The sequence below is a fragment of the Streptococcus salivarius genome (assembly GCF_000785515.1).
Classification (GTDB): domain Bacteria; phylum Bacillota; class Bacilli; order Lactobacillales; family Streptococcaceae; genus Streptococcus; species Streptococcus salivarius.
In genome coordinates this window covers 238,877-251,587 of the sequence record NZ_CP009913.1, presented here as the reverse complement: position 1 = coordinate 251,587, position 12,711 = coordinate 238,877, and the positions used below count along the sequence as shown (strand labels likewise).

Annotated in this window: 11 protein-coding genes; all 11 read right to left on the bottom strand. The window is 40.0% G+C overall.

The window, feature by feature from the left end; translation table 11 throughout:
- Positions 1-147: 147 nt before the first annotated feature.
- Positions 148-1,725: an ATP-binding cassette domain-containing protein gene (locus SSAL8618_RS01335; protein ID WP_038675212.1), complete on the bottom strand. Its 1,578-nt coding sequence runs from the start codon at positions 1,723-1,725 to the stop codon at positions 148-150.
- Positions 1,726-1,878: 153 nt separating this feature from the next.
- Positions 1,879-2,751 (bottom strand): helix-turn-helix domain-containing protein, encoded by an 873-nt coding sequence (locus tag SSAL8618_RS01330; RefSeq protein WP_038675209.1) that lies wholly within the window; start codon positions 2,749-2,751, stop codon positions 1,879-1,881.
- A gap of 191 nt (positions 2,752-2,942) precedes the next feature.
- Positions 2,943-4,292, bottom strand: coding sequence for a glucose-6-phosphate isomerase (locus tag SSAL8618_RS01325; protein WP_002883580.1), 1,350 nt, complete (start codon positions 4,290-4,292; stop codon positions 2,943-2,945).
- 103 nt (positions 4,293-4,395) lie between these two features.
- Positions 4,396-5,211: an endonuclease/exonuclease/phosphatase family protein gene (locus SSAL8618_RS01320; RefSeq protein ID WP_038675207.1), complete on the bottom strand. Its 816-nt coding sequence runs from the start codon at positions 5,209-5,211 to the stop codon at positions 4,396-4,398.
- Positions 5,212-5,308: 97 nt separating this feature from the next.
- The gene (locus tag SSAL8618_RS01315) at positions 5,309-7,495 is read right to left on the bottom strand and encodes a PTS transporter subunit IIBC (RefSeq protein WP_002883689.1); all 2,187 of its coding nucleotides are present in this window, start codon (positions 7,493-7,495) and stop codon (positions 5,309-5,311) included.
- A gap of 155 nt (positions 7,496-7,650) precedes the next feature.
- Entirely contained in the window at positions 7,651-8,589 is a 939-nt protein-coding gene (locus SSAL8618_RS01310) for an AEC family transporter (protein ID WP_038675204.1), read from the bottom strand.
- A 163-nt stretch (positions 8,590-8,752) separates the two neighbouring features.
- Positions 8,753-9,565, bottom strand: coding sequence for a metal ABC transporter permease (locus tag SSAL8618_RS01305; RefSeq protein WP_038675203.1), 813 nt, complete (start codon positions 9,563-9,565; stop codon positions 8,753-8,755).
- A complete protein-coding gene (locus SSAL8618_RS01300) occupies positions 9,558-10,265 on the bottom strand; it encodes a metal ABC transporter ATP-binding protein (RefSeq protein WP_038675201.1) in 708 nt (235 codons plus the stop codon). Before SSAL8618_RS01300 ends, SSAL8618_RS01305 begins: the two co-directional genes overlap by 8 nt.
- A gap of 1 nt (position 10,266) precedes the next feature.
- A complete protein-coding gene (locus SSAL8618_RS01295) occupies positions 10,267-10,710 on the bottom strand; it encodes a zinc-dependent MarR family transcriptional regulator (RefSeq protein WP_038675197.1) in 444 nt (147 codons plus the stop codon).
- A 163-nt stretch (positions 10,711-10,873) separates the two neighbouring features.
- Positions 10,874-11,851 (bottom strand): tRNA dihydrouridine synthase DusB, encoded by a 978-nt coding sequence (gene dusB / locus SSAL8618_RS01290; protein WP_002883588.1) that lies wholly within the window; start codon positions 11,849-11,851, stop codon positions 10,874-10,876.
- Entirely contained in the window at positions 11,844-12,710 is an 867-nt protein-coding gene (gene hslO / locus SSAL8618_RS01285) for an Hsp33 family molecular chaperone HslO (protein ID WP_037611134.1), read from the bottom strand. Before hslO ends, dusB begins: the two co-directional genes overlap by 8 nt.
- Position 12,711: the final 1 nt, after the last annotated feature.

Below are 12,711 nucleotides of genomic sequence, written 5' to 3'. Positions count from 1 at the left end.
CCTCTTCTAAGAGATTTGTATCTCTGATTTGTTTTTTCTTTTTTGAAAATAGCAAAGCTTGCTAAATTCACAATCCCTTACATTATAGCACTTTGACTGCCGTTAGTAAAATTGAAATAAATCCTAAGCATCTATCATATGAAACATTTACTCAGTCCCCTCTCCCAAACGAATAATCTTATCAAAATATGGTTCATTTTCCTTTATAAGATGGTGGGTAACCGTGATATAAGTGATATTAGGATCACTTAATAATAGGTGCTCAATACGAGTAGCATTATTATGGTCAAGATTTGCAGTAGCTTCATCAAAAATCACAACAGAACATCCTTTTAAAAATGCTCTTATCAGGCCTATTCTTTGTTTTTGGCCCTCCGAAAAGCTACCGTCGCTTACTTGCTCATCTATACGGTTTAAGAAAGATAAAAGATTAACTCTTTCAAGAACTTTCTTGATTTGTGTATCAGTAATAGCTTCATTCCAAAGGGTTAGATTGTTCCTCAAGGTATCATTATAGATATGAGTTTGACTCCCAACATAGGCACATTCAGACACGATTGAGTTCTCATCAATCTCTTTTGACTCCAATTTTCCAAACAAGATTTTTCCCTCGTAATCTTTAAGATTACCTAGGAATATATTAAGCAGGGTTGACTTCCCACTACCTGAGCATCCAGTAATAGCATACTTGCCTCCTTTTTTAAAGGTTTGGGTGAATCCCTCAAAAATAGCCTTATCTCCAAAATGATAACTTACATTCTCAAAGCGAACATCCTGAATAGTCGCTATGCAAGTCTTTGGACCCTCTGGAAAATCGTGAAATTTTCTTAAGATAGGATCGACAGACTTAATGGTCACTTGCAGCTGATTAATAGTGGATAGAGAGTTAAAAATATTACCTGATATCTGTCCTACCGAGGCAATGGTTCCAACAGTAATATTTCCAAAAATAATTAACAAACCAGTTAGAAGAAGTATCAACATCTGGGCGATAACTGAAAATAAAGCCATCAGCGTCTCAGTGCTAGTCTTTCTTTTTGTAAAAATAATTTTTTGTACAATATATTTCTCAACAATGGACCTCACTTGTCTAAGAAATATCTGTTTACGACTGGCGTAATAAACATCCGCATATCCATACAACTGATCGCTTATTCCAGAAACAAGCTCCTCATTCGCTTTGGAAAATATCTCCATTGATTTCTGCATTTTATTGGTAAATGGTTTGGGAAGATAAGTCAGACATAAAGTCAAAAAAATGGCTAGAAGAACAATCCTTACATCATAACTTAATAAGGCAATAATTGAAAACAAAGTGGTGAATACTGTTGAACAAAGAGTATAAATACTTGTAAAACCATTTGATTCAATCAATTGGATATCATTATTTAATACTGAGAGATGCTCTCCAATATCACTCTTTCTGAATTCACTAAAAGAATGGTGAATAATTTTACTAAGATAAGACTGACGAATAGACAAAGTCATTTTTTGGATTAATTTTGTTTGATGTACCGCAATAATATAATTCAAAACTAAATAAATAATGTAAAGACCTACCTCTAGACCTAACAGAGCTAAAAAAGATTGGATTCGCTTAGATACCAGCTGATTCGTCATTAAAGCTAAGGTTACCGAGGCACTCACGAAAATAGCAGCATTCAGTGCTAACAGTAAGATATGAACTAAGTTGTCATACTTGTATTTAAGAATATAGGTTCTCATAGATTTCCTCACAATCTAAATCACCTTGGTATATAATCAGTTGGATAAATTGAAGACATTGGAATACCATATATCCATTGAAAATTAAAAACCATAGTGATGTCATACTATGGTCTTAGTTTATTCTATTTTTTAACTCACTCTATAAAATTGTCATATAGTGGAATTTAACAACTCTTGATACTCTGATTCCTTAGCAAGCAATAACTTTTCCGCACCTAAAGTCCTAAGAGTTTCTATACAGCCCTCAATTAGATTTCTCCCTTCAGCAACTTCACCCGACTTTATCAAGTAAGACCCCATTACAAATATCAACTCATGTCTTTCATATAAGAGGACCTCAGGAATTCCACTATCATTGACTAAATCTAAATAGTATTTCGCTAAATCTAATTCATCACGTCGTAAAAATTCAGAAGCTGCATTAATAAGAAGACTAATTCGGATTCTTTGATTTGAGTCGCTATTTCCAAAAAGTCTAGTTCTATACACAATCTCCTTGGTCAAAACATTAAGTGTCTGGGTGGAAATAAACGACATACTATTTCCTAATATGATTAACTCTCTTTTTCCCCATTGTTCAATGCTAAAAAGATAGTCTGTTAATTCCCTTACCTTCTTTGCATCAACCTCTTTATTTGAAACACTTGCCAAAAAAGATTCTAGCATAATACTGTTATAGAGAAATGATTTGTCTTGTGTGAGCTCAAATTTATGACGCTCTTCTCCAGCGTACTTCTGTAACGATAAACTATCGTTTTGATAATAAGCCTTACTAGCACTTTCTAATAACTTTTCAGTATGAGTTGGATTATCTTGAGATAAAATACCATAGAATTCTTCAATACTGACATCCAATTTATCTAACAAAAGAAAAAATCTAGATAATGAGATATCAGATTCCCCACGTTCAAATTTTGATAGGAAAGATACTGATAAATAATCACTAGCAAGTTCTTTCAATGTCAAATTCTTTGATAAACGAATTTTTTTCAACAAAGCACCCATTTCCACAGGTCCAATCATGATTCATCCTCCTATACTTGAACTAATTATAACAACAATCATTTCTAAATTAAAGAGCAACAAAACCCAACTAGCCAGTCCAAAAAGTTTAAAATAAAAATTCGTAAATTAACCTACAAGAAATCATTAATGGAGGGTTTAGCCTACAAATGGATAAAAAAAGACCAGCCAAAGCTGATCTTATCTGAGAATTACAAGCGAGCGTTAAGTTCTGCTCCAAGTTCTTCAAATCCTGGTTTACCAAGAAGGGCGAACATGTTTTTCTTATATGCTTCTACACCTGGTTGGTCGAATGGGTTGATAGCATTCAAATAACCTGAAAGGGCGATAGCAATTTCAAAGAAGTAGATGATGTAACCCAATGTAAAGGCATCTTGTTCAGGAAGAGTGATGAACATGTTTGGTACATCACCATCTGTGTGTGCAAGAAGAACACCGTCTGTTGCTTTTTTGTTAACAAAGTCAACATCTTTACCTTGGAGGTAACCAAGTCCATCAAGGTCTTCTTCCAATTCAGGGATAATCACGTTCTTACGTGGTTTTTCCACACGAACAACTGTCTCAAAGAGGTTACGTGTACCTTCTTGGATAAATTGTCCAAGAGAGTGCAAGTCTGTTGAGAAGTTTGCTGATGTTGGGTAGATACCTCTTTGGTCTTTACCTTCAGATTCACCAGCCAATTGTTTCCACCATTCTGAGAAGTATTGAAGTGATGGTTCGTAATTAGCCAAGATTTCAGTTGTGTAACCTTTACGGTAAAGGATGTTACGAAGTGCAGCGTATTGGTAAGCTTCGTTTTCAGAGATTTTAGATGAAGAATACTCTTTACGTGCAGCGTTAGCACCTTCCATAAGGGCTTTGATATCAGCACCTGAAGCTGCGATTGGCAAGAGACCTACAGCTGTCAATACTGAGAAACGTCCACCGATGTCATCTGGAACAACGAAAGTTTCCCAACCATTAGCATCTGCTTCAACTTTAACGGCACCTTTTTGGCGGTCAGTTGTTGCGTAGATACGTTTGTTTGCTTCTTCTTGACCGTATTTCTTAACAAGGAGTTCCTTGAAAACACGGAAAGCGATAGCTGGTTCAGTTGTTGTACCTGATTTAGAGATAACGTTAACTGAGAAGTCTTTATCCTCAACATACTCAAGCAAGTCTGCAAGATAAGTTGATGAAATTGAGTTACCAGCGTAAACGATTTGTGGAGCTTTGCGTTCTTCTTTTGTTTGAAGGTTAGCAAAGTGATGATTCAAGAAGTCAATGGCTGCTTTGGCACCAAGGTAAGAACCACCGATACCGATAACAACCAAAACATCGCTTTCTTCTTTGATTTTTTCAGCAGCTTTCAAGATACGATCAAATTCTTCACGATCGTAGTTTTCTGGAAGGTCACGCCATCCAAGGAAGTCTGCCCCTGGGCCAGTTCCTTTGCGAATCATTTCGTCTGCTACTGTTACTTGTGCTTGAAGGTTGTCCACTTCGTGTGGTGCTACAAATTTATCCAAAACTTTTGAATAATCAAATGTAATATGAGCCATTAGTCTCTCCTTATAAAAATTCAATTATAGCTTCTAGTTTACTCTTTTATTTGTCTTTTGACAATGTTTTTTACCCTTATTAGGTCATAATAGGATACAGTTTCTACTTAAATGTTAATTCTGCTTCAAGACCGTAGTGGTCACTTACCAAAGGTTGATTATGGCCGTCAAAAATCACACTAAGGCGCTCTACTGTCCAATCTTGGCTAACAAAGACATAATCGATACGTAAAGGCTCTTCATTGCCCTTCCAACCATCGATACCTGGTCCAACTGTATAGCTACCAGTTGTTTCTTTAGCTACTTCAAAACTATCTTGAAGATTGAGCGAGCTAGCCAAGATGGCTTGATGCCCTTCGCGACCTGCTGGGTTATTAAAGTCACCTGCTAGGATGAGCGGTTTCCCAATAGCTTTGAAACGTTCCTCAATACGTGCCCACTCTTCTTGGAAACCTTTGTCCCACCATGAAAGGTGAACACTAGCAACAGCAACTTCTCGGCCATCTACAGTAGTTTCAGCAACTGCTACACGGCGTGTATGGTAGTCAGTTGGATCATCAACATCTGAAACCAAGATTTCGCTAGCTGTCAATGGTTGACGTGACAAGACGGCAACCCCCTCATTAAGGTGATCATAACCAATGTGATTATAGGCCCAAGTCCAATGGTATTGAAGACCTTCTTCAGCCAACTTTTCCACAAGAAGACGGACAAAGTGATCTTGGTGGATTGGTGTTGCTGATGGAAGTGCATGATAGTAAGCATCCATGTCTACAACAGAAGTCTCTATTTCTTGGTTAACTTCCTGGAAGCAAATAATATCATACTGAGCCTTTAGGATCTGTTCCTTTAAGGTTTGGAATTTTCCTTCTGCATCTTCTTCCATCCAACTGTGAGTATTTAAAGTTAGAAATTTCATAAGTTTATCCCTCTTCTGACTTGCATCTAGAAATGACATAGGGTCATTTACAAACAAAACAGCCCAAGGGCTGTCTGCTTGTTTATCGTTTAGCAAATTAAAGTTCTACTTCTGCAACTGGAGCGTTAGCAGCCAATTTACCTGTATGTTCTACTTTAACTGATTTGATTGCATCTGCATTTGTAAAGACAACAACTGTAGATGTTTCACGACCTGCTTCACGGATAGCATCAAGGTTTGCTTCAACCAAGAGATCACCTGCAGCAACTGTTTGACCTTCAGTAACTTTAACGTCGAATGGTTTACCTTCAAGGCTAACAGTGTCAAGTCCGATGTGAACCAAAACTTCAAGACCATTGTCAGTTACCAAACCAAGAGCGTGTTTAGTTGGGAAGATGCTTGTCACTTTACCAGCTACTGGTGAAACGATTTTACCGTTTTCTGGTTCTACAGCGAAGCCGTCACCCATCATTTTTTGTGAGAATACTGGGTCTTTAACATCTTCGATGTTGATAACTTGACCATCAGCAACTGAATGCACTTCATCAGTCACACCTTTGAAGGTAGCTTCTGCTTTTTGAACAGCAGTCATTTGACTTGGAAGTGTTTCAGGAATAACTTCACCTGAATCAAGAACGTCTTGGATATCAGATTTCAATACGTCTGCTTTAGGACCATAGATAGCTTGAACCCCTTGTCCTTTCATGACAAGACCCATAGCTCCTTCAGCTTTCCATTGTTCTTCAGTTCCGACTTTTTCAGCGTCTTTAACAGTAACACGGAGACGAGTCATACATGCGTCAACATCGACGATGTTAGCACGTCCACCAAGAAGGTTGATAATGTTGATAACTTGTGAGCTTGCTGAGCTTGTTCCAGCACTTGCTGAGCCAGCAGATTCTGATGAAGCATCATCAGCTTGCTCATAGTTACCGTTACGTCCTGGTGTAGCGTAGTCAAATTTCTTAATCATGAAGTTTGCGATGAAGAACATGATAACACCAAAGAGTACAGTTACCCAAATGAAGTTAACGATATCCATCGCCAAACCAGCGTTAATAGCAAGTGGTGTACGTGTCAAGAACTCGATAGAACCGAATGAGTGAACACGAAGGTTAACGATATCAGCCATGGCAAAGGCACATCCTTGTACCAAAGCATAAACAATGTAAAGTGGAGTAGCCACGAACATGAACATGTACTCGATTGGCTCTGTTACCCCTGTCAAGAATGTTGCAAGTGCAGTTGCAGTCAACATCCCTTTGTATTGATGTTTTTTATCATCATCGACGTTACGGTAGATGGCTACTACGATACCCATCAAGATACCGAATGAACCAATCATTTGTCCAACTTTAAAGCGGGCTGGTGTAACAGATTCAAGAACGTGTTTGTATTGTTCTGGGTGTGCACCTTTAAGGTTTGCAAGGTCAGTAACCCAAGCAAGCCAGAGTGGGTCTTGACCCAATACTTCAGTCCCTTTAGCAGCACCTGTCAAAACTTCATAAGTACCACCCAATTGAGTGTAGTTAATTGGGATAGTCAACATGTGGTGGAGACCAAATGGCAAGAGAAGACGTTCCAAAGTACCGAACAAGAACGGTGCCAAGATTGGAGCAGTTTCTTTTGAGTTGGCAATCCACATACCGAAGCCGTTGATTCCTGATTGGATAACTGGCCATACGATAGCAAGAACGATAGCTGCGATAGCTGATCGAAGAATAACTACGAATGGTACGAAACGTTTACCATTGAAGAATGATAAAGCTTCTGGCAATTTACGGAAGTTATAGTATTTGTTGAAGGCAGTAGCTCCGATGAAACCAGAGATGATACCTACGAACACACCCATGTTGAGGGCTGGAGCTTCCAAAACACTGATGAAGTAATCAGATACCTTGATTGATTGACCAAAAACGGTGTGGACTGTAGCAGCCTTATCAGCAAGAATATCTGAAGTAACACCAAAGATTGAACCAGTCAAACGGTTAATCAAGATAAAGGCAAGACCTGCCGCAAAGGCACCGCCTGCACGTTCCTTAGCCCAGCTACCACCAATGGCAAGGGCGAACAAGATGTGAAGGTTACCAATAACCCCCCAACCAATCTGCTCAAGAAATCCACCAGTAATAACGAGTGGTGCCACGTTTGGATTAATCATGGCAACTGTTTTACCGAGAGAAATCATGAGACCTGCTGCTGGCATAACTGCGATAACAACCATGAGGGCTTTACCGAATTTTTGCCAGAACTCAAAGCCAAATTTTTCTTTTAGCTTATTCATTTCATTTCCTCCTATGTTTCGATGCAAACGCTTGCATAACTTATGTAATTATTATAGCATCTTTTTACGATTTGTAAAGCGTTTTCGTAAACTTTTTTTTGAATTTTTTTACAAATTTAAAAACCCCCAGAAAAACAGGGGTTACTTGATTATTTTTAAGCCATCAAAACCATCAAAATTGGGATAACAACCATAGTTGCAAGGGTAGTCTCAGTAACCATAACAGCTGCGTAATCACTATCAGCTCCATAGAGTTTAGCAACTACTGGAGCATTGGTCATGACAGGCATGGCAGACTGGATGATAAAAACTTGTTTCATCAAAGTTGGGAGAGGTGCCCAGTAAACAATGGCAGCCATCAAGAGAGGGGCAACTACAAAGCGTCCCAACAAAATCAATACCTGGTCCTTTTTAAGAACCAACTGCTTCACACCTGCATTTGACACTGACAAACCGATGAAAATCATAGATAAAGGAGTCGTCAAACTACCCAAATACTTCAAGTCACTGGCTAAAAAAGTTGGTAATTTAATATGAAGGATAACAATAATAAGACCTAACATGAAACCCATTAGAGGGGGAGAGAAGATCTTTTTCAGACTTGTTTTTAAATCAAATTCTGCCTCTCCTTCCCCATCTCGCTGAATAAGGTAAGTTCCCAAGGTCCAGAAAAAGGTCGTATTGCACATATAATAGATAAGAACATAGGGAATACTAGCATCGCCAAAGAGGGCTTGATTGATAGGGAGCCCCACAAAAATAGTATTCGAATTAAAAAACATGGAAATAAAGAGGCCACGACGCTCCTTTTTCACTGCAAAAATGCTAGCCACCGCTGTCGCAATGCCAAGCAAAATCACCATAGACAGTGCAGGAAAACGCAATTCTGGCAACATTTTAAGTAGGTCTGTCGCTGTGAAACGCTGTGTGATCGTATAGAGCATGTAACAAGGCAGGGCAATTTGAGTGACTAGCTTCGCTATAAGACCACGTGACTTGTCGTCAAACCAGCCTTTTTCGCCCATAACGAATCCCACTAAAATCATACCTAAGATGACTAGGATTCCCGATATACTCGTTAAAAAGATTTCCATGTTTTCTCCTTTTTTGTTACTGTTACAAATAATAGTAGACACCAGAAAAAACTAATCATTTTTTCTGCCTAGAAATCTACCATTCTTATTTTAACTTCTCTCAAAAACCACTTTAGTATATCACAAAAAGAGCTTGATTTCTCAAGCCCTTTTCTTCTATTATTTACTCTGCTTTTAAGAGAGGTTCAAAGATGGATACCAGACCAAAGAAGGCGATGAAGATGAGGGTAATAGTTGCACTAGCTGGTGTTTCCCAATAATAGGAAATAAAAATACCAGAGAGCATGCCAACCAAACCAATACCAATAGCCCAGAAAATGACAGATTTAAAGGTTTGACCTATTTTCATACCAATAGCTGCTGGAAGAATCATGATGGTGGAAACCAAAAGTGATCCTGCTGCTGGAATCATCAGGGCAATCGCTATCCCTGTCACAATATTGAAGAGGAGAGACATGAGACGAACTGGCAAGCCATCTACATGAGCAGTGTCCTCATCAAAGGTCAAAAGATACATAGGACGAATAAAGAGTAGAGTCAAGACCAGTATAATAGCCGCAATAACAAAGAGGGCACGCACTTGCTCTGGGCTAATCGTGATGATAGAACCGAAAAGATAGCTATCTAGACTCATGCTACTGCTACCTGCCTTGTTACTAAGAATAAGAGCCACTGCCAATCCCATTGACATGAGGATAGCCGTTGAAATCTCCATATAATGCTTGTAACTAACCCTGAGATATTCTAAAACCAAAGCAGCAATAACCACAACCACAAGGGTCATCCAAGTGGTTGATAGTCCCAAGAAAATCCCAACAGCCACCCCAGCTAGGGACACGTGACTCAAGGTATCGCTCATCAGACTCTGACGACGAAGAATTAAGAAAAGCCCCAAAATTGGCGAAAAGATACTGATAGCAATCACGGCGAGAATAGCACGTTGCATAAAATCATAGGCTAATAATTCACTAATCATGTTTGTGCTCCTCTCCATCCTTTTCATGGACATTGAAACAACGCCAAGGCAATTTCTGGTTACGAACTAGATGAATATTACGGTCTGTGTACTCCTTGACTTCCTCTGGATCGTGGGTAATCATCAAGACAGACTTGCCATGCTTGTGAGCCGAGTGGTGCATGAGTTCATAGAAAGTATTGGCTGTTCCTGCATCCATACCCGTCGTTGGCTCATCCAAGACAAAGATATCTGGATCCGAGGCAAAAATACGAGCAATAACGGCACGTTGCTTTTGCCCACCTGAGAGATGACCAATTTGCTTGTGACGATTTTCCCACATTCCTACAGACTCAAGGGCACGTTGAACATGCTCCAAGTCGTGCTTAGTCAAACGACGGAACCAGCCCTGGCGAGGATAACGGCCAGACTTAACAAACTCGTAGACCGTGCTTGGAAAACCTGCATTAAAGCTGGCAATCTGCTGTGGAAGATAGGCCATGCGAAGCTTTTTACCATCTTTATTGGTTTCAGAGATGGTTACAGTTCCCTTCTTAGGCTTGAGAATTCCTAGGGTAGCCTTAATAAGCGTTGACTTGGCAGCTCCATTTTCCCCAGTTAGGGTCACAAACTCCCCAGAATCCAAATGATAGTGAATATTGTCCAGAACAGGCTCCGAATCATACTGGAAGCTCAGTCCTTCAACTGTAATATAGCGCATCTTAATCCTCGATTTTTTCTGCTAATTTTGTCAAGAAACGTCCAATCACCTGACGCTCTTGATTATCGAACTGATCCAATACAGACCGATAGACCCCCAAGGTCTCTTGGTGGTGTTCCTCATGCTCTTGGGCTATGGGTTGAGCTTCTTGTGTCAAGACAAAGTAGGTCACGCGCCCATCATCCTTATCTTTCTTAGCCTCCAACATGCCCTCTTTGACCAAGGTTTTAACTGCCTTGGTAACAGCAGCCTGGCTAACATTGAGGGTCTTAGCCAACTCAGAATTGGTCTTTCGTCCCTCAGACAAAAGCATGAGAATATGCTCCTGAGTATTGGTCAACTTAACCTGACTACGGCACTGACCAATGAGGAGCTCATGCTGATTTTCAGCCTTAAGCAAAATCTGATTAATCAATTGATTTACTTGTTCTTCTAGTTCTAGCATTGCTTTCTCCATTTACTTAACCAGTTAATTATATCGAAAACACAGAGGTTTTGCAAGGGTGGAGCAAGAAAAAGATTAGCGACGGGCTATCATCACTATCAAGGAAGAATAAAGGTAAAATAAAAACCTAACCAAGCTGGTTAAGTTTTCATCAGATATAGATTTATCGCAAAGTTGCAAAGATTTCTTCGACCTGAGCCACAGACTCGGCACGTGAGACTTCGCCACGAACCTTGGCTGCTCCCGCTGTTCCACGAAGATAGTGTGGTGCAAGACCACGGAATTCACGAACAGCAATCTTTTCACCTTTAAGATCTACCAAACGTTTGAGGTGGTCTTCAGCGATGTCCAATTTCTTATCAAATGGAAGCTCTGGCAACTCCTCTCCTGTTTCGAAGAAGTGGTTGATTTGCGTGAAAATGTAAGGATTGTTCATGGCTGCACGACCCACCATAACAGCATCTACACCAAGTTCTTCAATCATAAGTTTCGCATCTTGAACACTGCGAACATCACCATTTCCGATAAATGGAATCTTAGTGATAGCCTTAGCAACACGGGCCAAAGTCTCATGATCACAGTGACCTGTGTACATTTGCTCACGAGTACGGCCGTGCATAGCAAGGGCAGAAACACCTGCAGACTCAGCTGCAAGGGCATTTTCTACAGCCAAGTCACTGTCTGACCAACCTGTACGCATCTTAACAGTCAAAGGAATATCAAGTACTGATGTTACTTCCTTGACGATGTGGTAAATCTTGTCTGGATCCTTGAGCCACTTGGCACCCGCTTCATTTTTAACGACCTTATTGACTGGACAACCCATGTTGATATCAACAATATCAGCCTTGGTATTGGTCTGGATAAAGTCGGCTGCACGCTTCAAGCCCTCAGCATCACCACCGAAAAGCTGGATAGACATTGGATGCTCATTCTCATCAATATGAAGCATATGAAGGGTTTTCTCATTATTGTAGAGGAGACCTTTTTCAGAAATCATCTCCATAACTACGAGACCAGCACCGAATTCCTTGGCAATGGTACGGAAAGCCGAGTTGGTAACACCTGCCATCGGAGCTAATACTGTACGATGAGGAATTTCCACGTTTCCAATCATGAAGGACGAATTAAGTTTAGTCATTGATGAGTTCCTCCAAGTCAGCTTCTGAAAATTCATACTTAGTTTGGCAGAATTGGCAGACGATTTCAGCCCCATGATCCTCGTCTTTCATGGCTTGAAGTTCATCCTTACCAAGCGTCAAGAGGGCATTTTCAAAACGTTCACGTGAGCAATCACACTCAAAGCTAAGCTCCTCTTCAGACAAACGTTTGAAAGGTTCATCCCCATAAATGGCATTCAAGAGAGCTTCGATATGGTCATCAGACTCCAAAAGCGTTGAAATGGCTGGCATCTCTTGGATGCGTTTTTCGTAACGAGCGATTTCTTCTTCGCTAGCTCCTGGTAAAACCTGAAGCATGAAACCACCAGCAACCTTAACCTTGTCCTCTTCGTCAAGAAGTACATTAAGACCAACAGCAGATGGCGTTTGCTCAGATTCTGTCAAATAGTAGGCAAAGTCTTCACCGATTTCACCAGAAATAAGTGGTGTTGATGACGTGTAAGGATTACCAGTTCCATAATCGATGATTGAGACAAACTGCCCTTGCCCCATAAAAGGCCCCACCAAAACTTCACCAGTCGCTGTTTTCTTGATGTCCACACCTGGATTTTGGATATAGCCCTTAACATGTCCTTTGGTATCAGCTACAGAGATGACATGACCAAAAGAGCTGTTTCCGATAACCTTAACCGTAATTTTGCTTTCACCTTTTTGGTTAGCAGCCAAGATTTGGTTGGCAATAAGGGTACGCCCCAAAGCAACTGTCGATGATGATAGAGTATTGTGTTTTTCTTGTGCGGTTCTAACAGTTTCTGTGCTATCAAGAACGTAAGCACGGAAAGAACCTGATTCTGAAATTGTTTTAATTAATTTATCCATA

What these genes read in the sequence shown, in the direction of transcription:
- SSAL8618_RS01315 (WP_002883689.1), bottom strand. Translation starts at nt 7,495, where the DNA reads ATGAATAAGCTAAAAGAAAAATTTGGCTTTGAGTTCTGGCAAAAATTC.
- SSAL8618_RS01330 (WP_038675209.1), bottom strand. Translation starts at nt 2,751, where the DNA reads ATGATTGGACCTGTGGAAATGGGTGCTTTGTTGAAAAAAATTCGTTTA.
- SSAL8618_RS01295 (WP_038675197.1), bottom strand. Translation starts at nt 10,710, where the DNA reads ATGCTAGAACTAGAAGAACAAGTAAATCAATTGATTAATCAGATTTTG.
- SSAL8618_RS01310 (WP_038675204.1), bottom strand. Translation starts at nt 8,589, where the DNA reads ATGGAAATCTTTTTAACGAGTATATCGGGAATCCTAGTCATCTTAGGT.
- SSAL8618_RS01305 (WP_038675203.1), bottom strand. Translation starts at nt 9,565, where the DNA reads ATGATTAGTGAATTATTAGCCTATGATTTTATGCAACGTGCTATTCTC.
- SSAL8618_RS01300 (WP_038675201.1), bottom strand. Translation starts at nt 10,265, where the DNA reads ATGCGCTATATTACAGTTGAAGGACTGAGCTTCCAGTATGATTCGGAG.
- SSAL8618_RS01335 (WP_038675212.1), bottom strand. Translation starts at nt 1,725, where the DNA reads ATGAGAACCTATATTCTTAAATACAAGTATGACAACTTAGTTCATATC.
- SSAL8618_RS01320 (WP_038675207.1), bottom strand. Translation starts at nt 5,211, where the DNA reads ATGAAATTTCTAACTTTAAATACTCACAGTTGGATGGAAGAAGATGCA.
- hslO (WP_037611134.1), bottom strand. Translation starts at nt 12,710, where the DNA reads ATGGATAAATTAATTAAAACAATTTCAGAATCAGGTTCTTTCCGTGCT.
- dusB (WP_002883588.1), bottom strand. Translation starts at nt 11,851, where the DNA reads ATGACTAAACTTAATTCGTCCTTCATGATTGGAAACGTGGAAATTCCT.
- SSAL8618_RS01325 (WP_002883580.1), bottom strand. Translation starts at nt 4,292, where the DNA reads ATGGCTCATATTACATTTGATTATTCAAAAGTTTTGGATAAATTTGTA.